The organism is Bradyrhizobium sp. B117 (assembly GCF_038969555.1).
Taxonomy (GTDB): Bacteria; Pseudomonadota; Alphaproteobacteria; order Rhizobiales; family Xanthobacteraceae; genus Bradyrhizobium.
The window spans coordinates 3,592,316-3,614,337 of record NZ_CP152414.1 but is presented as its reverse complement, the minus strand read 5'-3'; the positions used below and the strand labels follow the sequence as shown (position 1 = coordinate 3,614,337).

General features: G+C 61.9%; 20 protein-coding genes, 3 pseudogenes and 1 other annotated feature. Of the genes and pseudogenes, 2 read left to right on the top strand and 21 right to left on the bottom strand.

What is annotated here, in order from left to right:
• Positions 1 to 52 precede the first annotated feature (52 nt).
• Positions 53 to 829 carry a bacterial ammonia monooxygenase, subunit AmoC gene (amoC, locus tag AAFG16_RS17755; protein ID WP_342739999.1) on the bottom strand — a complete coding sequence of 259 codons (777 nt, stop codon included), beginning with the start codon at positions 827 to 829 and terminating at the stop codon, positions 53 to 55.
• Positions 830 to 1,535: 706 nt separating this feature from the next.
• On the opposite strand from amoC, the pseudogene AAFG16_RS17750 reads away from it, so the two are divergent.
• Positions 1,536 to 2,498 (top strand): annotated as a pseudogene (locus AAFG16_RS17750) (IS3 family transposase); the annotation flags it as partial.
• Positions 1,694 to 1,810, top strand: a sequence feature (AL1L pseudoknot). (Overlaps the previous pseudogene by 117 nt.)
• Before the next feature lie 144 nt (positions 2,499 to 2,642).
• Here AAFG16_RS17750 and groL read toward each other — a convergent pair.
• From groL to AAFG16_RS17650, 20 genes and pseudogenes are all read right to left on the bottom strand, one after another.
• On the bottom strand, positions 2,643 to 4,283 hold the full coding sequence (gene groL, locus AAFG16_RS17745; protein ID WP_342739998.1) for a chaperonin GroEL: 1,641 nt from the start codon (positions 4,281 to 4,283) through the stop codon (positions 2,643 to 2,645).
• 90 nt (positions 4,284 to 4,373) lie between these two features.
• The gene (gene groES / locus AAFG16_RS17740) at positions 4,374 to 4,688 is read right to left on the bottom strand and encodes a co-chaperone GroES (RefSeq protein ID WP_342739997.1); all 315 of its coding nucleotides are present in this window, start codon (positions 4,686 to 4,688) and stop codon (positions 4,374 to 4,376) included.
• Positions 4,689 to 4,933: 245 nt separating this feature from the next.
• A pseudogene (locus tag AAFG16_RS17735) lies at positions 4,934 to 5,190 on the bottom strand (DNA ligase); the annotation flags it as partial.
• A gap of 230 nt (positions 5,191 to 5,420) precedes the next feature.
• A complete protein-coding gene (locus AAFG16_RS17730; RefSeq protein ID WP_312007639.1) occupies positions 5,421 to 5,537 on the bottom strand; it encodes a hypothetical protein in 117 nt (38 codons plus the stop codon).
• Between the two features lie 46 nt (positions 5,538 to 5,583).
• Positions 5,584 to 5,637, bottom strand: coding sequence for a hypothetical protein (locus tag AAFG16_RS17725; RefSeq protein WP_259260828.1), 54 nt, complete (start codon positions 5,635 to 5,637; stop codon positions 5,584 to 5,586).
• Between the two features lie 277 nt (positions 5,638 to 5,914).
• Positions 5,915 to 7,063 carry an MFS transporter gene (locus AAFG16_RS17720; RefSeq protein ID WP_342739996.1) on the bottom strand — a complete coding sequence of 383 codons (1,149 nt, stop codon included), beginning with the start codon at positions 7,061 to 7,063 and terminating at the stop codon, positions 5,915 to 5,917.
• A 154-nt stretch (positions 7,064 to 7,217) separates the two neighbouring features.
• The gene (locus AAFG16_RS17715) at positions 7,218 to 7,823 is read right to left on the bottom strand and encodes a ribbon-helix-helix domain-containing protein (protein WP_342739995.1); all 606 of its coding nucleotides are present in this window, start codon (positions 7,821 to 7,823) and stop codon (positions 7,218 to 7,220) included.
• Between the two features lie 36 nt (positions 7,824 to 7,859).
• Positions 7,860 to 8,774 carry an alpha/beta hydrolase gene (locus tag AAFG16_RS17710; RefSeq protein WP_342739994.1) on the bottom strand — a complete coding sequence of 305 codons (915 nt, stop codon included), beginning with the start codon at positions 8,772 to 8,774 and terminating at the stop codon, positions 7,860 to 7,862.
• Between the two features lie 120 nt (positions 8,775 to 8,894).
• Positions 8,895 to 9,122 carry a DUF2274 domain-containing protein gene (locus AAFG16_RS17705; protein WP_342739993.1) on the bottom strand — a complete coding sequence of 76 codons (228 nt, stop codon included), beginning with the start codon at positions 9,120 to 9,122 and terminating at the stop codon, positions 8,895 to 8,897.
• Positions 9,119 to 10,321 (bottom strand): TrbI/VirB10 family protein, encoded by a 1,203-nt coding sequence (locus tag AAFG16_RS17700; protein WP_342739992.1) that lies wholly within the window; start codon positions 10,319 to 10,321, stop codon positions 9,119 to 9,121. The genes AAFG16_RS17705 and AAFG16_RS17700 overlap by 4 nt, the downstream gene beginning before the upstream one ends.
• The gene (gene trbG, locus AAFG16_RS17695) at positions 10,312 to 11,391 is read right to left on the bottom strand and encodes a P-type conjugative transfer protein TrbG (protein ID WP_342739991.1); all 1,080 of its coding nucleotides are present in this window, start codon (positions 11,389 to 11,391) and stop codon (positions 10,312 to 10,314) included. Before trbG ends, AAFG16_RS17700 begins: the two co-directional genes overlap by 10 nt.
• Entirely contained in the window at positions 11,388 to 12,077 is a 690-nt protein-coding gene (trbF, locus tag AAFG16_RS17690; protein WP_342739990.1) for a conjugal transfer protein TrbF, read from the bottom strand. Before trbF ends, trbG begins: the two co-directional genes overlap by 4 nt.
• 3 nt (positions 12,078 to 12,080) lie before the next feature.
• Positions 12,081 to 13,442, bottom strand: coding sequence for a P-type conjugative transfer protein TrbL (trbL, locus tag AAFG16_RS17685; RefSeq protein ID WP_342739989.1), 1,362 nt, complete (start codon positions 13,440 to 13,442; stop codon positions 12,081 to 12,083).
• Positions 13,439 to 13,726: a putative entry exclusion protein TrbK-alt gene (trbK-alt, locus tag AAFG16_RS17680; RefSeq protein ID WP_342739988.1), complete on the bottom strand. Its 288-nt coding sequence runs from the start codon at positions 13,724 to 13,726 to the stop codon at positions 13,439 to 13,441. Before trbK-alt ends, trbL begins: the two co-directional genes overlap by 4 nt.
• A gap of 43 nt (positions 13,727 to 13,769) precedes the next feature.
• Positions 13,770 to 14,525: a P-type conjugative transfer protein TrbJ gene (gene trbJ / locus AAFG16_RS17675; protein WP_342739987.1), complete on the bottom strand. Its 756-nt coding sequence runs from the start codon at positions 14,523 to 14,525 to the stop codon at positions 13,770 to 13,772.
• Positions 14,522 to 16,960 (bottom strand): conjugal transfer protein TrbE, encoded by a 2,439-nt coding sequence (gene trbE, locus AAFG16_RS17670; RefSeq protein WP_342739986.1) that lies wholly within the window; start codon positions 16,958 to 16,960, stop codon positions 14,522 to 14,524. The genes trbJ and trbE overlap by 4 nt, the downstream gene beginning before the upstream one ends.
• 7 nt (positions 16,961 to 16,967) lie before the next feature.
• On the bottom strand, positions 16,968 to 17,243 hold the full coding sequence (locus tag AAFG16_RS17665; protein ID WP_342739985.1) for a VirB3 family type IV secretion system protein: 276 nt from the start codon (positions 17,241 to 17,243) through the stop codon (positions 16,968 to 16,970).
• Positions 17,243 to 17,584 (bottom strand): TrbC/VirB2 family protein, encoded by a 342-nt coding sequence (locus tag AAFG16_RS17660; protein WP_342739984.1) that lies wholly within the window; start codon positions 17,582 to 17,584, stop codon positions 17,243 to 17,245. The genes AAFG16_RS17665 and AAFG16_RS17660 overlap by 1 nt, the downstream gene beginning before the upstream one ends.
• The gene (trbB, locus tag AAFG16_RS17655) at positions 17,581 to 18,579 is read right to left on the bottom strand and encodes a P-type conjugative transfer ATPase TrbB (RefSeq protein WP_342739983.1); all 999 of its coding nucleotides are present in this window, start codon (positions 18,577 to 18,579) and stop codon (positions 17,581 to 17,583) included. The genes AAFG16_RS17660 and trbB overlap by 4 nt, the downstream gene beginning before the upstream one ends.
• A gap of 618 nt (positions 18,580 to 19,197) precedes the next feature.
• A pseudogene (locus tag AAFG16_RS17650) lies at positions 19,198 to 20,317 on the bottom strand (IS110 family transposase).
• Between the two features lie 705 nt (positions 20,318 to 21,022).
• Between AAFG16_RS17650 and AAFG16_RS17645 the strand changes: the two are divergent.
• Positions 21,023 to 21,835 (top strand): phosphocholine cytidylyltransferase family protein, encoded by an 813-nt coding sequence (locus AAFG16_RS17645; protein ID WP_342739982.1) that lies wholly within the window; start codon positions 21,023 to 21,025, stop codon positions 21,833 to 21,835.
• Positions 21,836 to 22,022: the final 187 nt, after the last annotated feature.

The following is a 22,022-nucleotide window of genomic DNA, read 5'->3' as shown; positions in this document are numbered from 1 at the left end:
TCGCGCGGCGTCCCGCCCCGCGATTTTCCGACGTGTAGCAGACGTGCGTTCGTCACGCGCTCGCTGCATCCTGCTTGAATACAATCGGAACGAGTTCTCTAAATCGTCCGACGATCTGCATCAGGACGCCCGCCAGCGCGAGCGCGCACCATCCGAGAACCACGAAACCCCAATGCAGCGGATGCGAGAAGATTTCCTCAGTGAGCCAGTAAGCATGTCCCCATTCGTTGAAACCGAGATTCGGCAAAATGAGGAAAGGCCCCACTACGGCGAAGACATGCATGAGCGAGATCCCCCGGCAGAAGGCCGGAATGCTGGTCATTGCGTAAACAAAGCTGCCTACGCCAAAGAAGAGATAGATTGGAATGGTCGCATAGAACAGAATTATGTGACTGGGAGTAAACGGCGTGTCTCTGAGGGTCGTCTGATGCCAGACTCCATCTCCATCGGCGAAGAAGCTGCCTGTCCAGAAGATGCAGAAGCTGTACACGACGAGCCACATGGTCAGATAAAAGTAACGGCGCAACTCGACCTCGGGCGTGATGGCCTCAATGTTCTTGTCACGCGTCAGGAAGAGATAGGTCCAGCAGAGCGCGCCCGCGCCATACAAGACCGGCAATTCGATCTTGAAGAGCGTCATCCAGTATTCGCCAAATTCAGGTGAACTCGCATCCAGTCCCATGGAGAAACCAAAAGCCTGCTGATACAGCCGCGCGCAGATGTAGAGGATCGTCAGCGCAACGATCGCGAACGCGAACAATCCGTAGTTTATGCTAAAGGTCTTGGCGCCCGTGACATTCGGTGTGCGATCTAACGCAGCGTCAGACATTATTCCCCCTCAGTTTTGTCCTAGTACCTCGATACTGAGATTTTGTTTGATCGGTTTTGGATTTCAAGACGGGTAGCTGCTCAGGAGGGGACCAGCACTTCGACGCTGCGCGGCGATCCGGGCCGACGCCTGATGAAGCTCGCCCGTTCGGGCGGCAATACCATCTTGGTGGACGAAGTTGCCAAGCCGTCGCACCAATGTACCGACGACGTTGAAGCATTTTTCTGGATACCGACAATGAGTGCATATCCCAGTCGGGCATCAGTGCGCTCTCCAGGAATATTCATCCTACCGTGCGGGCACGCCGAGGACGTTCTCCTTAACGATTCGGAGTTGCCTTCGAAGTCGAACAGTGGACCGGCACCCAGAACAAAGGTCCGTCTGTCGTGGAACGTCGCTCGACCGTGAGGCCGGCCGCGTGAGTAAGCGGTGTTCCGAAAATGGCCGGCCGGTCGATCACCATTCGGGGGCGGGCTCCGCTGTTGCATATCCATTCCACCTGCCAAGCTGCGCCCCGACCGCTTTAGGGAGCGTGAAAAACAAGGCGGTCGACCTCGGACCGAACTGGAGGCTCTGTAGGGCTCCACGGAGCTCGATCGGCCCCCTCGCTCAAAGCTACTTAACACCGGCTACGTGGCTTGGGCAGCTACCAAGTCAGGTAGTTCCAGAGCACACCAGACTATGTTCCATTTGAACCGCGGCCAAGATCGGCTGCACCCCGCAGACGTGCATGACTGGGTCAAGAAGGCCGAGATCGACAGCGGGCAGCGGGCGGGCGTTCCCACCGAGATGGCCGAGAAGCAAGGCCCTGGAATGGGAGAACCGTGAGCTCCGGCAGGCCAACGAGATCCAGCGCAAGGCAAGCGCCTATTTTGCGATGGCGGAGCTCGACCGCCGGTCCAAGCCATGATCGCCTTCATCGATGATCATCGTGGTGCGCATGGGGTCGAGCCGATCTGCAAGGTCTTGCCGATCGCCCCCTCGACCTACCACGCCCATGTGGCCAAGCGGCACGATCCCGCCAAGCTGTCGGCACGCGCTAGGCAGGACGCCGCCTGACGATCGAGGCTCGTCGCGTCTTCGATCAGAACTTCTCCGTCTACGGCGTCCGCAAGGTCTGGCGCCAGCTCAAGCGCGAAGGCTTTGACGTTGCCCGTTGCACGGTGTCGCGATTGATGCGGGACATGGGTTTGCGAGGGGTCATCCGCGGCAAATCCGTCAGGACCACGATCAGCGACAAGGCGGAGCCATGCCCGCTGGATCACGTCAACCGCCAGTTCAAGGCGCCACGACCGAATGCCCTTTGGCTTTCCAACTTCACCTATGTCGCGACCTGGACCGGCTTCGTCTACGTCGCCTTCGTCATCGATGCCTATGCCCGCAGGATCGTCGGCTGGCGGGCCTCGCGCACGGCGCATGCGGGCTTCGTGCTCGATGCGTTGGAGCAGGCACTGCATGATCGACGGCCGGTCCATCGCGGCGGGCTCGTGCACTACAGCGACAGGGGCTGCCCATACGTATCCATCAAGTACACCGAGCGCCTGGCTGAAGCTGGCGTCGAGCCATCTGTCGGCAGTGTCGGAGATTCCTATGACAACGCTCTCGCCGAGACCATCAACGGCCTCTACAAGGCCGAGGAGTGATCCATCGGCGCGGGCCATGGCGCAGCTTCTACACCGGCTTTTTCAACTTCCTATGAAGTTGGGGCTTGGGCTAAGCGCACCCGAAAACAAGGGGACATAATACGGCGTCAAAGAAAAACCCCGGCATTGGTTGCCGGGGTTCTGTAATTCTCGTTTTCTTCGCGGCTGGATCAGAAGTCCATGCCTCCCATGCCGCCGCCCGGAGGCGTGGCCGGGCCGGCTGCGGCCTTCTTCGGCAGCTCGGCGACCATCGCTTCCGTCGTGATCAGCAGCGCCGCCACGGAGGAGGCATTCTGGATAGCGGTGCGCACTACCTTGGTCGGGTCGATGATGCCCTTGGAGACGAGGTTGCCGTACTCGCCGGTCTGCGAGTCGAAGCCGTAGGCGTACTGATCCTTCTCGAGGATCTTGCCGACGATGACCGAACCGTCTTCGCCGGCGTTGATCGCGATCTGGCGGGCCGGCCAGGATAGTGCCTTGCGCACGATCTCGACGCCAGTCTTCTGGTCGTCGTTCTTGGTGCGCAGACCCTTGAGCTGTTCGGAGGCACGGAGAAGAGCGACGCCGCCGCCCGGGACGATGCCTTCCTCGACAGCCGCACGGGTCGCATGCATCGCGTCATCAACGCGATCCTTGCGCTCCTTCACCTCGACCTCGGTCGCGCCGCCGACGCGGATCACCGCCACGCCGCCCGCGAGCTTGGCGAGACGCTCCTGGAGCTTCTCACGATCGTAGTCCGAGGTGGTCTCCTCGATCTGCGCCTTGATCTGGGCCACGCGCGCCTCGATGTCGGCCTTCTTGCCGGCGCCGTTGACGATCGTGGTGTTCTCCTTGTCGATCATCACCTTCTTGGCGCGACCGAGCATGTTGAGCGTGACGTTCTCGAGCTTGATGCCGAGGTCTTCCGAGATCGCCTGGCCGCCGGTCAGGATCGCGATGTCCTGCAGCATGGCCTTGCGGCGATCGCCGAAGCCCGGAGCCTTGACGGCCGCAACCTTCAGGCCGCCGCGCAGACGGTTCACGACCAGCGTGGCGAGGGCTTCGCCTTCGACGTCTTCAGCGACGATGACCAGCGCCTTGCCACTCTGCACCACGGCCTCGAGCAGCGGGAGCAGCTCGTTCAGCGAGGAGAGCTTCTTCTCGTTGATCAGGATGTAGGCGTCGTCCATCTCAACGCGCATCTTGTCGGCGTTTGTGACGAAGTAGGGCGAGATGTAGCCGCGGTCGAACTGCATGCCCTCGACGACGTCGAGCTCGGTCTCGAGCGACTTGGCTTCCTCGACGGTGATGACACCCTCGTTGCCGACCTTCTTCATGGCGTCGGAGAGGAACTTGCCGATCTCCTGGTCGCCGTTCGCCGAGATGGTGCCGACCTGGGCGATCTCCTCGTTGGAGGTGACCTTCTTCGAGTTCTTCTGGAGATCCGCGACGACGGCTTCGACCGCGAGGTCGATACCGCGCTTCAGGTCCATCGGGTTCATGCCGGCGGCGACCGCCTTGGCGCCTTCGCGCACAATGGCTGCGGCGAGCACGGTCGCGGTGGTGGTGCCGTCGCCGGCCGCGTCAGCGGACTTCGAAGCGACTTCGCGCACCATCTGCGCGCCCATGTTCTCGAACTTGTCGTCGAGCTCGATCTCCTTGGCCACGGTGACGCCGTCCTTGGTGATGCGCGGCGCGCCGAACGACTTCTCGAGCACCACGTTGCGGCCCTTCGGGCCGAGCGTGACCTTCACGGCGTTAGCGAGGATATCGACGCCGCGCAGCATGCGGTCGCGGGCGTCGACGCCGAATTTCACTTCTTTGGCTGACATATTGGTTTCCCTGAGTTGTCTTGGTCTCATCTCACCCTTGGCGAGACGCCCGGCAGGCGCTCCTCAGGGGTGAGCGGTGCGAGCGGTTGGTTAGGCGGCCTTCTTCTTCGAAGCGGGAGCTTCGAGCACGCCCATGATGTCGCTTTCCTTCATGATCAACAGGTCCTGGCCGTCGATCTTGACCTCGGTGCCCGACCACTTGCCGAACAGGACACGGTCGCCGACCTGGACGTCGATCGGGGTCAGTTTGCCGCTCTCGTCGCGGCCACCGGGGCCGACGGCGACGACTTCGCCCTGCGAGGGCTTTTCCTTGGCACTATCCGGAATGATGATGCCGCCGGCGGTCTTCTCTTCTGCGTCGATACGCTTGACCACGACGCGGTCGTGAAGCGGACGGAATTTCATGCAGCCCTCCTAAGCATTTGCACGAGCTAGAGATTTTTGAATTCTAGCAATCGATGCCCGTGAGTGCTAGTCACGGGCCGAGCTGAGATAGGATAGGATTTTTGCGGGAGCAAGGGACTCTGGCAGAAAAATAGGCGCTCAGGACGGTCGTTTGCCATCAGTCTCAGTGGCTAACCGGAGACGTGCTCGGCTGGGTTAGCTGGTATACCTGTCGCACGCCCAATCAAACCGGCACCAACGCGAATAGAGACCACGCCTTCCAGCCCGTCTTGCGGGCATGCTTGAACATATCCTGGCCGTCGATCTCGAAGCTTTCGCTGAATTGGATCGCCGTGCCAGAAATGATCTTACGCAGCAGCGTCTTGCGCTCGAACAACGTCACACTGCGCAGATCGCGACCGTTCAGGTATAGAAGGTCAAAAGCCACCATCACGATCTTCGTCGAACGGCCTTTGAGTTCATTCTGAAGAACAGAGAAGTCGGTCGTGCCGTCGTCAGCCGGGGCTCCGCTCTTGCCCCTCGATCGACCGCGCCGCCCGACGGCCAGTGGGCGTTCCGAACTCGTGATGGAAAAGTACTCGACCGCTTCCTTGCCGCGTCCTTCAAAGACCTTGCACCCCTGCGAAAGAACCACGCCCCGGTTGCAGATGCGGACGAACTCCATCTGGACTTATCCGTCTCGTCGATCCCATCACCCGGATCTCCCGTGAAGTGCCGACCGACGAAAAGATTTCAACGGCGATGGCATTTCGGATATCCGGACCTCTCGGCCGATCCAGGACCGAGGTGAACAGCATTTCGCCGTGCCTTCGCGAAGGCGCGGCCGGTTGCCATGAAACGCTCGATCATCGTCGCGATGAATTTGGCAGGCTCAGCCGGCGTCGTCGTGGCTCCGCTACGCATCAAAATCCGCGTAGCTTTTGAGATCCATGAAGACCGCCGCCGGCAGCCCGATCGTGAGCTTGACGGGCCCTGTCGTCTTGAAGTGGTCGAAGCTTGAGCTTCATCCCGGTGTTCCTCCCTTCACCTTTCAACAGGAGTGCGATATTTTGCGACTTTCTCACGGTCGCGACTAGGCAGGAACGGCGAACGAAGACGTTGCGTCCAGCATTATCGGCTGACGGACCGACATAGCCGCGGTGTCGCATAGGATGGCGCCGGTGCTTGCTGTGATCGCCCCACAGTACCGGAAGGCTGAACCTCCGCCGCCTCCGACGCTGGCGCTCCTAATCGCTGGAACTAGCGCTGATCGACGGCCGAAGCGTCCACGGGAAAGCGAACCAGACCCATGCGATGATCTGAGGGACAAGATTGAGGGTAAAGGCTATCTGGTACGCGATCTCCGGATAATGCCCCGCCTGAGGCGTCCAATGTTCAAGGACTAAGCCGGTGGCATATTGAAGGACAAACGCTCCACCAATATGAAACACGTTCAGCGCAGCATTAGCCTGCCCGGCAAATTCTTTCGGGAAATAACTAGCCAGGATTGCATAGCTAAGGACTGTAGCTGCGCCGACGGCAGCCACAGCGGCCCACAGGACGTATGATGGCAACGGCCATCGCAGGATAATCGCGAGTTGCACCGCAATGAACAGAAGGCCGACGACCGCGAGGAGCGAGTCTGTTCTAATGCCGTAGCGACGCAGCCGATCAGCCAGAACGCCCAGCAGCAGCGCACCTAGGCTGAGCGCGACGGCCATGACAAATAAATGTTGCACCAAGGCAGCGCGATCAATTCCCTCGACATCAGTGAACCACTGCGCTGCCCAAAGCCCCTGCAGCGCCCAGGCGGTGCCGACCGAAGTTGCTGAAAGCGGCGCCAGACGCCAGAAACGCGGATCGGTATATATCGTCTTCAAGCTGGCCATGGCTGTTCGCTGCATGAGCGGGATCACCAATGCACTCTCGGGCACCAAGAGATAGATCACCGCCGAACACCCGGCCGTGACGACGGCTAACAATGCGAAGAGCGTCCTCCACCCAACCCAACCCAGCAACAACTGCGCCGGCGAGGTCGCGGTGACCGCTCCCAATGCACCGAGCATGATCATCAGGCCGTTGAGAAACGGAAGACGGTCCTTCGGAAACCAGAGAACGAGGGCTTTCAATCCGGCTGTTAGGCTCGCGGCGACGCCGAGACCGAGTAGCGCCCGACCTAGAAGCAGCATGAGCAAATTGTCTGATGTCGCAAACAAGGCGGCGCCGACCGCGGCAACACCCAGCAGCGCGCTCTGGATCAGCCGCGGACCATACCGGTCCAGAAGAATGCCGACCGGTATCTGCACTGCCGCGAAGGTGAGAAAATAGACCGAAGTCAGCAAGCCAAGATCACCGGCGTTGAGCCCCAACTCCAACGTCATGGGAGCGGCGATCAAGGCGTTGATTGTCCTGAAGAGGTACGAGAGATAATAACCAACAGCGAAAGGTAGAAACACCCGCATAATAAGAGCGGGGCCATTCGCATTTCGTAACTCGCGGCGCGGCACAGAAGATGCCGTTGACATAGGCCGCCGTGCGGGAAACGTCGTCTTATCGCCGCTGGTCCCCTCGCTGAAGTGAGCCTTGAGCCTGCTTTGGAAAGCTCCGAATGCTGCCGTCCTCCCGCACGGCAGCGTTCGGCTCTGATGCGCCATCAACCATGGCGGATGCGTTAAAAGATGATTCAGAGGCCTTGGAAGTTGAGCCGTGCGCCTCGCCGGCCGCGAAATCCCTCTCGTAGCGATTCTCATTTCTCCTGACGCGCCGGTTCATGGTCTCCCGAATGAGAGACGTCCCCAGCCCAACACCTCGTACTACCTGCGAGGCGAATTCCTCGAAGCGTTTGGCGCCGACCACAGACGCGATATGCTGCTCTGCAGCCGATAACGAGGGCGTAATAGCCAAGTGAAAGCGCGCGTGAAGGGCGACGACCTCATTCACCATCTTGAGATCGGCACCGAGTCGCCCGATCTGATCGTTCAGCTCAGTGAGGCGTTCTGCCACAATCGCGAAATGTTCAGCAGCGCTATCGGATTCGAGAAAGCGATCGAGCGCGGCCTCAACAAGTTCGGACTTTGTCACTCCCGTGCGTATAGCCGCGGCGGTCAACCGCGTTGACATGGATTCGCTGAGATGAACGCCAGTCCGGGATTTCATGAGACCACTCACTGTGAAGTGCCTGGAGTGTTGCAGTCAACGGGCCACTGCCTTCGTGCGTGTATCGCGCGTCATCTCAAGTTCCAGATTGGATTCAGCCTCAGTCTCCGGATGTCCGCGGCGCCAGCTCCCACGCTCGACGGCGGCTAGAAAGCTGTCAAGCTGAGCATTGAATGCTGTCGGCTCTTCCAGATTGATGGTGTGGCCGGTGTTGGGGCAGATCCAAAGACCGGCGTTGGGAAGCACTGTTTTCAGCATCAGGTTGGTCTCGAGGCAGGGCGCGTCCTCATCGCCCAGGGCCAGCAATACCGGTGTTCGCATCGTTGAGAACTGATCGGCCAAATCATGCAATGACGGTCGTAACCTCTGACAGCGCGCCATCGTATTCGACATACCTAGCGGTGAGTGGTGACGCAGGCGTTCCTGGAACTCTTCCCAGCTACGTAAGTCCTTGTATTTGAGTTGGATACGAGTCTGAGCATTCGCCATTCTCTGGGCCATCGCGTCCATCCCGCGCTCGATGAAAGCTCGCGCGAGAATGGAGGTTTCTCTCGACCAGGCGTCCTGCTGGGAAGGAGCCGATCCGGATCCCACACCGGCCGCGACAATCGCGCTGACTCTCTCCGGATGGCGTAATCCGAACTGCAAGGCGGCATATCCGCCCATGCTCAATCCGACGAGGTGTGCGTGTTCGACGACGAGGCCACGCATGACGGCGGCGATGTCGTTCACAGCGAGCTCCCAGCCATATAGGGTCGGATCGTCAGGAATGTCGCTGGGGGCATATCCGCGGGCGTTGAAGGTGATGCAGCGATAACCACGAGAAAAGTAGCGAACCTGGGTTTCCCATCCACGGCTATCTGAGCCGAGCTCGTGCAGGAAAATGATCGGATGACCTACCCCGGCCTCCTCAAAATAAAGCTTCACGCCCGTGGCATCGATATATGGCATCTGACTTTCTCTTCACCTGAACGCGTCTACGTGAGCAACAATTCTGGCCTATGACCGGATTTAACTTGACGGGCTTTGGTCCCGGCCGTTTCTGCAAGGCAACGCTGAACGATCGTCCCGCTATCGATTTGTTGCCGCGCGTTTCACCTTTGAGAACCCTTTGTCTGTCGCCATGAATCTTTGGATCATCGGCGCGATGAGCTTGGCGGGATCGGGTGCCGGCTGTCCGCTCTCGCGCGCGATCGCCTCGGCATAGGCGAGGAGATTGCGATGGACGGCAGCCGGCAACTCGACGGCGATCTTCACCGGCCTGTCGTCGAGGATGGTTCCAAGCTTCAGCTTGCTCATCGGCTTGCCTCCTTGCGGTAGGGAGCCAACACCAAATCCCGCGTAACGATGACCCGGACCGGGAAACCCGGCCTAATAGTCAGCGTCGGCTGGATGTTGAGCTGACGTTGCACGATCTGTTGTCCGGTCTGACTGATGCTGTTGGACGCGCCGCTACGGATTGCTTGAACGAGGTTGTTCTCATTCTGGCTCGTGCCCGCCTCGGCTCCGACGCTGAGCATGGTCGAGAGAACGGCGGCCTTGAACAGCATGCCCCAGTGGTTGTCGACCTCGTCCTCGAGACCGGCATAACCAGCGGTGTCGGCGCCGGGCTGGCGCTCCAGCACGATCGAGTTGCCGTCCGGCATGATGATGCGAGTCCAGACCAGGAGTATGCGGGACTGGCCGAACGCGACGGAACTATCGTACTGACCTATCAGTTTCGCGCCCTGAGGGATGAGAAGATATTTTCCGGACGGGCTATCCCAGACCGCCTCCGTGATTTGAGCCGTGACTTGGCCAGGCAGATCGGACCGAATGCCCGTGATGAGCGCAGCCGGGATCACAGTGCCGGCCTGCACGACATAAGGAGAGACTTTGGCCTCGAGCCGATCCGGACTGACCGTGCGCTTGTCCGTCGCCGTATTGAGGAAGGCCGTCTTGCGGTCTTGCATGTTCTGGGCGGAGCCGGCATCGACAGGCGGTGTCGCGGCCGGGGTCGTCACGGCGCCGGTGGCGGCGGTCGGGATGAGCTGGCCGGCGCTCTGCGGTTGCTGAGCAGTCTGGGCGAAGAGACGACTGACCCGTGCCGCCTCGATTTCTTGGGATCTGTGCTGCATCTCCGGATCAGACGTCGTGGCCATGGTATTCGGCGCAGCTCCGGCGTTGAGGATCGGCTTGCCGAGATCGCCGGGCAGCGGCGGCCCGAGCGGCGGCGCTTGACGTGGCAGGCCGGTATAGTCCTTCGGCAACCCGGCGAGGCCTTCGGCCGAAGGCCTGTTCTGGGTGCTGAGCAGCTCTTGGCCGGTCTGCGACTTGTTGCCGGTCTGCAGCGCATAGCCGAGCGCGCCCGCGACCGCGAGGGCGGACAGCGCGCCGAGGCCGATAAGGACCTTGCGCGAGAGCCGCGTGACACGGGGCCGCTCGCCCCGGAGCCGAAGGTCCGGCGGCGCCACGGGCGGGATGTCGCTCTGACGTTCGTCTTCGCTGCCTATCGCCATAACCGGGGCCTTCCGTCGGTGCGAACAATGCGCACGTGCCGCTCGCTGTCCTTGTCGCCAAGACGCAATTCGGCAGCGGCGAACAGGCGGTCGACGATGTAGTAATTGCGGTTCGCGCGGTAGTTCACCAGCTCGGAGCCACCGGCTGGACCGATGACGAACAGCGGCGGCATTTCACCTTGTGCGATCCCGCTGGGGAATTCGATGTAGACCTTATTCCCGTCGTCGAAGGCGCGCAGCGGACGCCAGGCTGGATCATCGCCCTCGATCGCATAGCGGAAGTTGATCGCGGCAAGATCGACGCCGGACGCAATGGGGGCTGCGGTTTCAGCCGCCGCATTCTCCCGGCGAAGTGCAATCAGCTGGTCCTCGGGATACTGCCAGGAGACCGAGGCCATGTAGGTCTTCTCCGTCGAGCGCAGCTCGAGGAGGTAGGTCCGCCGGTCGGTGTTGATCACGAGATTGGTGACGAGTTCCGGCCGCGTCGGCTTGACCAGGATGTGGATCTTTCTGGTCGCGCTCGCGCCGCTCTCGGTATCGCCGATAATCCAGCGCACAGTGTCGCCGGCAGCGACCGGTCCGGAGCCAACGAGTTGCTCGCCCTCCTGCAGGGCGACATCGGTAATCTGGCCGGGCGCCGTATAGACCTGGTACAGGGCTCCGCCGGAGAAGGGATAAACCTGTACTGCGTTGATAAAACCGTTGCGGACCGGCTGCACCCGTGCCGCGGCGTTGGCCTGCTTGACGCGAACCTTCGGATCAGCGGCTTCCGGGACGCGCTTGCCAGCGGCGAGCGGCTTCAACTGTCCGGGCAGCGGCAGGGGTTTTGGCAGTTCCACGATCTTGACGGGCGGCGGCGGATCAGTGGTGAGCGCTGCCGGCTCGGCGCTATCGTAGTTGATGTCGGGCGGGATGAAATTGTGCGCGCAGCCACCAAGCACCGAGACAAATATCAGCAAAGCCGCGAAGGCGGGTTTACGGAGAGACGTATCGCCGACTTTCCGGTTTTGCTGAACGATGAAGAAAAGCGAAGCCGGACCGCCGGCTTTCGAGAAAATCGGCGGGGTCATTGTCCCAGCTCCTTTGACCAGTTGATGGCGTTGACGTAGATGCCGAGTGGATTCTTGCGCAGCCGATCGGCATCAGTGGGCGGCTGAATTGCGATAGTGAGGATCGCTGTCCAACGTGTGGTGCCGGCGAGCGCCCCGTCCTGATAGCGGTGCTCGACCCACGCCACGCGAAAACTGTCGGGCGAGGCACGGATGACGCTGGAGACTTCGATAGCGACCTGCTGCTTGCCGAGATTGGCGAAGGGGTCGTTCGCGCGGGCGTAGTCGTTCAGCGCCGCCGCGCCCGCCGTGGTGGTGAAATCATAGGCTTGCAGCCAATTGTGCCGCACGATGATCGGGTCGGCCGGAAGCGAGCGAACCATCTGGATGAAGTGGGCGAGATACCAGGCAATCTGCGGGTCGTTCGGCCTGTAGTCGGCGGTAGCGGGCGCCACGGCTTGCGCCTCGCCGACCTTGTCGACCTGCACCACCCAGGGAACGACGGTGCCATGGGTGGATTGCCAGACGAGCCCGCCGGCGAGGCCGCACGATAGGATCAGCGAACCGAAGGCCATCAGCCGCCAGTTCTTGGCCTGCACGCGGGCGGAGCCAATGCGTTCGTCCCAAGCTTGCGCTGCGCGCTGGTACGGGGTTTCGGGTTCGGGTGTGCGGCCGTAGCGTACCGACGACCGCCGAAAGACTGACATTTTTTATTCTCCCCCTGATAGCTCGACGGAGTGACCGCCGCCGTGGCTGTCGCCGGATTTGAGGGCTTGCGCGGCGGTCTGCGCGCCGTGAATGACGGCCTGATTGCGCTTGACGCGCTGGGCCCAGGCGGGCGGGCCGCCTTCACTCGCTGCTTGCGAGGCGGCTCCATCGCTTGCGGCCTCGCCACTCCCAATGGTCCCCATGGTCGAGGAGCCGCCTGTGTTGGCGATGCCGGCACGGGCACCGGAGGTGAAGCTCTCCCTCATTGCCCCCGCTGCTTGCGAAGTGGCGCGTCTGACGGGAGCTGCCGCCGCACCGGCAACAGCGCGGCCCGCACCACCGACACCGGACACGACACCGCCAGTGCCGGACCGGCCAGCTGATGCGAGGCTGTAGGCGGAGGACATGCCGCCCGCCATCGCGGCACCACCACGTGCGGCGGCCGCAGCACCGGAGCTTGCTGCCATCGCTCCCCTTCCGGCCGAACCGAACGCCGCGCCCCCGACCATCGCCGTACCGGCAACAGCCAGACCCGTGCCGACGGCAGCACCCGCACCAAGCTGCGGCGCCCCGGAGACAAGCCCCGTCGCTATTCCGGGACCGAAGATGCCGAGGCCGAGCATGGCGAGTGCCGCCAGTACGACAGAGAGCGCTTGTTCGATGGTCGGCTGCCCGCCGGCATAGGCAGTTGTGAACTGGGAGAAGAGCCCGGTGCCGATGCCGACGATGACAGCGAGCACCATCACCTTCACGCCGGAGGCCACGACATTGCCCAGCACCTTTTCCGCGAGGAAGGCGGTCTTGTTGAAAAGCGCGAAGGGAATGAGGATGAAACCGGCAAGCGTCGTCAGCTTGAACTCGATCAACGTGACGAAGAGCTGCACCGCCAGAATGAAGAAGGCGATCAGCACCAAGAGCCAGGACACCATCAGCACCGCGATCTGGACGAAGTTCGCAAAGAAGCTGGTGAAGCCCATCATCTGGCTGGCTGCGTCGAGCAGCGGCTGCCCGGCGTCGAGCCCAACCTGCGCAAGCCTGCCGGGCCGCAGGAAGTCCGCGGTCGAGATCGACGAGCCGCCGGCCTTCAGGCCGAGGCCTGCGAAGCTATTGAAGATGATGGATGAGAGCTTGGTGAAGTTGGTGATGATGAAGGCGAAGAAGCCGATGTAGAGGGTCTTCTTCACCAGCCTTTGGAGGATGTCCTCATCTGCGTCCCAGGCCCAGAACAGGCCGGCGAGCGTGATGTCGATGACGATCAATGTCGATGACAAATACGTGACCTCGCCCTTGATCAGGCCGAAACCTGAATCAATGTAGGTCGTGAACGTATTGAGGAAAGTGTCGATAACGCCGACGTTGTTCATGGCCTCCCTCCCTGCGGAGCGCCCGTCGTTGGCGGTGTGGCCGGCGCGGCCTGCGGCAGAAGTGGCCGCGCCGGCCTGCCGAAGAAGCGCGCGCGGTTCTCCTTCCAAACCGCCTGGCAGTGCGGATCTTCGGCATCCTGGGGTCCAAGCTCAGCGCAGCGGAGCAGCTCGGCCGAAAGGTCATCGGGAGCGGAGACAGAGGGGACGTCGGATACCGGCCGCTCGGCCTGACGCCGATGGATGACATGCAGCGCTGCGAGGAAAATCACGAACACGACGATCATCGCGCCTGCGCGAAGGATATCCGAGCGCTCCATGACCCAAGCCTCACTTGCCGCTGAACATGGTGACGTTGCCGGGCTGATAGCCGCTACGCGTCGAGAAGATCTTGTATTGTTGCTGGCCTTGCGATTCGCTCGCCGTGACGCGCGCCTGCTCGAGCGCGTCTGCCCTCCCCTTTGCGGCGAGGACGGCGACAAGGTCGGAAAGCTGCTGGGATTGCAGGGCGAGAAGCTGGTTGCCGGCTTGAGCGGCCTGCAGGGCGCCACTCGCCGATTGGCTGGCAGTGACCAGCGAGCTCATTGCGCTGGAGTTGGTCGAGATATTGCCGACGACGCCGGCCTGCACCTTGAGCGAGTCTTCGAAAGCGCCTACCGAGTTCTGCCAGCGACTTTGAGCCGCGGCAAACATTGTCGCATTGGAGCCCGTGGCCGCCGCCGTGCCGTAGGTGCTGGAGTACGCGGTCTGGATCCGTTCAACGTTGAAGGCGATATTCTGGGCCTGACTCAGCAGCGACTGGGTCCGTGCGACCTGTGCCTGGAGCTGGGTCAGCGTCGACAACGGTAGGTTGGCGAGATTCTTTCCCTGGTTCACCAGGCTTTGGGCCTGGTTGTTCAGCATCTGGATCTGATTGTTGATCTGCTGCAGCTCGCGCGCCGCGGTCAGCACGTTCTGGCTGAAGTTGGAGGGGTCGTAGACGATCCACTGCGCGGAGGCCGGCGCCGTCACAAGCGGCGAGATCGACAAGGTGAGCGAGAGAGCGGTCGCAGCGGCCAAGCCAGCGCGCCGCACGTCAAGAGTCATGATTGCACCTCCAGGTTTGTCAGGTCAGGGATGAGATCGGCGGCCCAGAGCAGCTCGTGATCGGTGAGCCAGGCGGCCGTGAAGTCGTCGCGGCCGTGCTCGGCGAGCAGCCGTTCGATGGCGGCATGGTCAGCCTTGGAGGACGCAGCGCAGAAGGCGAGCGCGACCGGCCCGAGGCCGAGTTCAAAGAGCCGATTGCCGCGGCGGGACTGGCAGTAGTAGTCCCGCTTCGGCGTCGCCCGCGCGATGCTCTCGATCTGGCGATCGTTCAGGCCGAACCGCTGATAGATGGCGGTGATCTGCGGTTCGATGGCGCGCTCGTTCGGCAGAAAGATGCGCGTCGGGCAGCTCTCGATGATTGCGGGTGCGATATTGCTGCCGTCGATGTCGGAGAGCGACTGGGTGGCAAAGACGACGGACGCATTCTTCTTCCGTAGCGTCTTCAGCCATTCCCTGAGCTGTTGGGCAAAGGCCGGATCGTCCAGGACAAGCCACCCCTCGTCGATGATGAGGAGGGTCGGCCGGCCGTCGAGCCGTCCCTCGATGCGATGGAAGAGATAGGTGAGGACGGCAGGCGCAGCTCCAGCGCCGATCAAGCCCTCGGTCTCGAACGCCTGCACCGACGCAAAGCCGAGCTGCTCGGCTTCCGCATCGAGCAGGCGGCCGGAGGAGCCGCCGACGCAGTAAGGTTGCAGCGCTTGCTTGAGCGCGGTCGATTGCAAGAGAACGGTCAGGCCGGTGATCGTGCGCTCCTCGACCGGCGAGGATGCCAATGACGTCAACGCCGACCAGACGTGCTCCTTCACGGTCGGATCGATGGTGACGCCTTCCTTGGCGAGGATCGCGGTCACCCATTCGGCCGCCCAGGCTTGCTCCGCTGCATCGCCGACACGCGCCAGCGGTTGAAGAGAGACGGAGTCCTCCGCGCTGTTCGACAGACTGCCGCCGAGGTCGTGCCAGTCGCCGCCCATGGCAAGCGCCGCTGTGCGGATCGAGCCGCCGAAATCGAAGGCGAAGATCTGGCTCTTCCGGTAGCGGCGGAACTGGATCGCCATTAGCGCCAGCAGCACGGATTTGCCGGCGCCGGTCGGGCCGACGATCAGGGTGTGACCGACGTCGCCGACATGCAGCGAGAAGCGGAACGGCGTCGAGCCCTCAGTCTTGCCGAAGAACAGCGGGGCGCTGCGGAAATGCTCATCCCGGTCCGGCCCGGCCCAGACCGCCGAAAGCGGAATCATGTGGGCCAGGTTCAATGTGGAGAGCGGCGGCTGACGGACATTGGCGTAGGCGTGCCCCGGCAGAGAGCCGAGCCAGGCTTCGAGCGCGTTGACGCCTTCCGGCATGCAGGTGAAGTCGCGACCCTGGATGACCTTCTCGATGAGGCGAAGCTTCTCAGCGGCAAGGCCGGGATCCTCGTCCCAGACGGTGACGGTCGCGGTGACGTAGGCTTGGCCGACGTCGTCAGTGCCCAGTTCCTGCAAAGCGAGGTCGGCGTCGACGGCCTTGTTCGCCGCATCGCTGTCGACCAGTGTCGAGGCCTCGTTGGTCATCACCTCCTTGACGATGGCAGCGATCGACTTTCGCTTGGCGAACCACTGTCGGCGAATCTTGGTCAGCAGCTTCACCGCCTCGGTCTTGTCGAGGAGGATCGCGCGCGTTGACCAACGGTACGGGAACGCAAGCCGGTTCAACTCGTCGAGAATTCCGGGATGGGTGGCGGTCGGAAAGCCGACCACGGTGAGCGTGCGAAGATGGTTGTTGCCGAGCCGCGGCTCGAGGCCGCCGGCGAGCCGCTCGTCCGTGAGCAACGCGTCGAGATGCATCGGCGTCTCGGGGACGCGGACGCGCTGTTGCCGGGTCGAGATGGTCGAATGCAGGTAGGTCAGCGTCTCGCCATCGTCGAGCCACGCCACCTCGGGCATGAACCCTTCGACCAGCTGCAGGACGCGGTTGGTCCGGTCGCCGAAACCGCGCAGCAGCTCGTGAGGATCGACGCCGCCCTGTGCGCGGCCCTCATAGAGCAAGCCCTCGATACGCGAAGCGTCTTCGGCCGGCGGGATCCAGACGAAGGTCAGAAAATAACGGCTCTCGAAATGCGCACCGGCCTCCTCGAAAGCGTCCCGTCGCTCCAGATCGACCAGCGCGGATGCGGCGTCCGGAAAGGTGTTGTGCGGATAAGTCTGGGCGGCGATGCGCTGGGCTTCGACGAAGACCGCCCAGCCTGAGCCGAGACGGCGGAGTGCGTTGTTGAGTCGGGCCGTCACGCCCACGAGTTCGGCAGGCGTCGCGCTGTCGAGATCCGGACCACGGAAGCGCGCCGTGCGCTGGAACGCGCCGTCCTTGTTGAGGACGACGCCCTTCTCGACCAAAGCGGCCCAGGGCAGGAAGTCGGCGAGGCTGTGGGGCCGGCTGCGATATTCGGCGAGGTTCAGCATGGAAGCCTCACTCGCCGAGATAGGATGGATAGCGGAGGTGACGCCGGACGACGTCCACGAATAGCGGATCGCGCTTGGCGGCCCAGACCGCCGCGGCGTGGCCTACAGCCCAAATCAGCGCTCCGGGAATCCAGAGCTGGAGGCCGAGCGCGATGGCTGCCGCTAACGTGCCGTTGGCGATCGCAACCGTGCGGGGCGCGCCGCCCATCAGGATCGGATCTGTGAGCGCGCGATGGACCGGCGCGAAGAAGCCCGGCACTTCTGGATCGACGATGCCGGCCATCACACCAACGCTCCGCCGGAAAAACTGAAGAAGGTCAGGAAGAAGCTCGAGGCGGCAAAGGCGATCGACAGGCCAAATACGATCTGGATCAGCCGGCGGAAGCCGCCGGACGTATCGCCGAACGCTAACGTCAAGCCGGTCACGGTGATGATGATGACCGACATGATCTTGGCGACGGGCCCTTGGACCGACTCCAGGATCTGATTGAGCGGCGTCTCCCACGGCATCGAGGAGCCGGAAGCATAGGCAGCGGGGGCAAGGGCGATGGAGATGACGGCAATCGTCGCGAGGTCGGTGAAGCGGCGACGAACGCGACGGATCGCGGCAGGCAATTGGATCATGATCGGTCTCCGGAAAGCGAGGATTGGCCGCCCGCCTCGGCAGACTGGACGCGGTAATCGCCGGTGGCGGGATCGAGGCCGGCGACGAGAGCGAGTTCAGCGAGGCGGCGTTCGCTGCCGCGGCCGCGCAATACCGCGATGAGATCGATGGTCTCAGCAATCAGCGCCTTGGGGACGGTCAGGACGGCTTCCTGGATGAGCTGCTCGAGGCGGCGGAGCGCGCCGAGCGCCGTGCCGGAGTGAATCGTGCCGATCCCACCGGGATGGCCCGTGCCCCAGGCTTTGAGGAGCTCCAAAGCTTCGCTACCGCGTACCTCGCCGATCGGAATCCGGTCGGGGCGTAGGCGGAGCGAGGATCGAACCAGGTCAGACAGAGACGCGACGCCGTCCTTGGTGCGCAGCGCGACCAGATTCGGAGCGCGACACTGCAGCTCACGGGTATCCTCGATCAGGACCACGCGATCGGTGGTGCCGGCGATCTCGGCCAGCAGTGCGTTGGTCAGCGTGGTCTTGCCGGTCGAGGTGCCGCCGGCGACCAGGATGTTCTTGCGGGCGGCCACGGCTTTGCGGAGCACGCCCGCCTGGCCGGCCGTCATGATGCCCGCCGCTGCGTAGTCATCCAGGGTGAAGACAGCAACCGCAGGCTTGCGGATCGCAAAGGCCGGCGCCACAACGACGGGCGGAAGAAGCCCCTCGAACCTCTCCCCTGTCTCGGGAAGCTCAGCCGAGACGCGCGGCTTCTCGGCATGCACCTCAGCGCCGACATGGTGCGCGACCAGGCGCACGATCCGCTCGCCGTCGGCTGCGGACATCGTCCGGCCGCTATCCTCCAGCCCGCCGGATAGCCGGTCGATCCAGAGCCGGCCGTCGGGGTTGAGCATCACCTCGACGATCGACGTATCTTCAAGGAAGGTCGCAATCGCGGGACCAAGCGCGGTGCGCAGCATGCGCGCACCACGCGAGAACGCTTCCGAATGGAGTGAAATGCCCGCCACGATCTTCCCCCGAAAGCCAATCGCGGCAAGCGATCAGCAACGGGGATGGATAGAAAAGGCAGGAAATGCGTTAGTTCAACAAGTATTCAGCCGGCGTAGGGATCCGGCATAGAGCAGCGAAAAAATACTTGCTGCATCGAAAGCTTGCTGCTCAAGGCAGGCGATACGTTCGTCAGGCCCGCTTCCGATGCCTGAGGCTCCGCGCCGGCTCTCCCTCGTAGGAGCACGCCGCCAAGCGGGCCAACCCACTCTGATGTCCCGAGTCAAGCACACAGCACACGGTTTCCCATCTCCACGAGAACTCATCGTGAGGTTCTTGCGCCGATGTATCGTGCAGAGGAGAAGGCGGGACCCAAAGACGTCGGTGAACAGGCTCTGATGCGCGGGTTGGATACCGCATTTCCGTTTTTTCTCTGGGGCCGTCCGTGGTCTAGCGTCGGGCGTCGATCAGATGATCGGCCACATAATGGGTTTCAGGATTTCCCCTGCCGTGGTCCCACCTTCACCTCTGCAAGATTGATGTCCGCAACTGCCCTCCTGATTGTGATTGCAGCAATGGGGCTGTGGGCCGGTCGAGCGCACCTCACGACTGGAGCGGTCGACAGCCCCCCAACGACGTTACGCTTGTTGAGGTGGTGTGAGCTCGCGATTGGTCGCCCAAATGAAGGCGGATAGCTCTCGGGCAATCGCCGTGACAATTACAGTTCGCCGCTTGCCCTTCCGCTCGAGTGAGCGGAAGCGCGCGCATAGTCTGGTTTGCGCTTTCCACGCAATCTCACGCGCGCGTCTCGGTGCGGCCTCCACCTTTGGCCGCTTATCTCGGCTCACGCGCGGCGGATATCGATAACTCCAGGCCGCCTCCACAACAATACGTCGCGCCCGCCCATTACCGGCCTTGGTGATGCTGCCTCGTTTGACCCTGTCACCAGTCGAGCTTTCTGTGGGCACCAGACCCAGATAGCCCATCAGCTCGCGCGGATTTTGAAAGCGGGAGAGATCACCGATCTCAGCCAGCACCCCCACAGCTGCAATAAGATCAATCCCCCGCATCGCCTGCAGAGCCGCGACAACCTCGGCGAGCGACCACTCGGGTACTACCTCGCGGATGGCATCTTCCAAACGCTCCATTCGTTCACTTTCCTGGCGTATCCCCTCCAGTAACTCTTCGAAATACGATGCGCTGCTTGCGATGCTCGAGTTTCTGCGATGTCAGCCATCTCATATGGGCTGGTCCCCACGTCGTCTTGCCCGGATAAATGCGTCCTAGCCGCAGCATCAATGACGAGATCTGTTGGCGCTTGCCCTGGTGATCCTTCTTCACGGCCTGACGGGCGCGTGAGAGATCGCGCATGGCTTCGTGCCGCTCGTCCGGCACCCAAACCGCGGTGAGCTCGCCCGCGCGCAACAGCTTGGCGAGACTTACTGCATCGCGGCGGTTCGTCTTCACGCGATCACCGGCCTTCTTCGGAACCAGCGAGGGAGCTACCACCAGGCACTCGTGGCTGAGGCTCTTGAGTAGTCTATGGAGACCGTATCCTGTCGGCCCTGCTTCATAGCAAAACGTCAGATAATGGTATTTCGCCGCAAGCTTTGCTACGAGCTTTTGGATCGCCGCCTCCGTGGCAGGAAACTCCCCGAGATATCTTACCTCGCCGCCACGGCCGCTATCGGCAATTGCTACTGCATTACGCAATTTTGACGTATCGATTCCGACAAAGGCCTCGGTATGATGACCCACGACTCGCCCTCCTTGTTTGAGGCTCTGCCCGGTCCAGCCGGGTAACCCTCGTGGCAACATCGAGGGTGAGTCGCCTCATTTGTGGAGGGGACATACAGTCTAGCTCAAGGGCGGACATGGGGTCAGATCCGACCAGGGCTGGCGCCAGGCCGAAAATCTAGTCAGCCACAGCAAACACCGCAAAAGGCGCCGTCGAGCTAAGGAATTCACGGCGGCTAACGTTTTTGCGTCTCACGCCGGGTTGCATCGTCACCGATGCAGCGGGCCACTCAAGCTACGCATTGGCCGCCATTCTTCCAGCTTGCACCACCAACGGCCGTAAGTTCATCCATAGCGAGACGCGACAAATGTGAAGCTTGGTCAACTACCAATTCTCGTCATTTACCGAGATGACAGAAACATGTCACCTTGCACCGATGAACGTCACTCGGCGCCAATCAGGCGCCGGTCAATGCTGCCTGGTTCGTACCCAGGAGTAAATTGTCGCCTAGCGTTCACGTCGCCGACGCGCGAGCGCTCGCGCTTTCGATCCGTTCAGAGCTCGACGACTTGCTCGGTCCGCCAAGTCTCACGAACCGAGTGCCGCGGAGTCTGACCGGCTCTGTACAGGTGGAACTGAGTTCCTGCATCGGTTGGAGCAAGCTCGTCTCAGTCCTTAACGCTTGGGGGCGCGGACACGATATTGAAGAATGACGAGGGAATAAAATGACCACCAAAGCGCCTAGGAAAGCTGTCATTCTTGCGGCCGGCTTCGGCTCCCGTTTGCGACCGTTGACCGATCTGCGGCCCAAGCCGCTGGTCGAGGTCAATGGAAGGCCGATACTCCACAATGCCTTGTGGAATTTGGAAGCGGTCGGCGTGGAAAACGTTACAATTGTTGTCGGCTACCGCAAGGACGCTATTCAGTATGCCTGCGGCAAGGACTTCGGCGGGCTCGAGATCGAGTATGTCGAATCGTCCGTCTTCGACCGCACCGGTAGCGCCTACTCCCTTTGGCTGGCACGCGACGCGCTTCTTTCGGGAGACTGCTTCCTTCTTGAAGGCGACGTCTTCTTTGAAGAGGATGTGTTGCACCACCTGATGCTCAGCCAGGCAACCGACGTAGCTGCAGTTGCTCCCTTTACTGAAACGATGGAGGGCTCGGCTGTCTTGTTATCTGATGGCGGCCTCATCACGAGTTTCCGGATGAAGCAGACCGCGGCAAACCTTGTCGCAAATGGGCCGAGGCTCTTCAAAACGATGAACCTGCTACGATTTTCAGCGGCGACCCTCAGGACAATGATCGTTCCAACATTGGACGATATCATCGGATCCGGAGCTTGGCAGGCCTACACCGAGGAGCTTCTTGCTGATCTGGTGGAGAGGCGTGGCCTACGGCTTGCGGCGGCACGCTGCGATGATCTTAAGTGGTACGAAATCGACAGCACCGAAGATCTGCTCATCGCCGAGCGCATTTTCACCAGGGCGCCCGCCTTCGATCGCGCCGACGTTCCGAATGAGCGGAGAACCAAACTTTAAAGCGCCTACCTTGAAATCTCGCAAATGCCGCAACTCCCCGACGCCGTGAGGTGGAAGCGGCGATTAGCAAGCGGGAGAGGCACGCGGCCATGATCGAACTCTTCGATGTACACGATGACACGGCTCTAGACCGGCATTCCCGGCATCGGACCGTTGAACGCCACCGCAGTGGTGGCCGCGGTCGGCG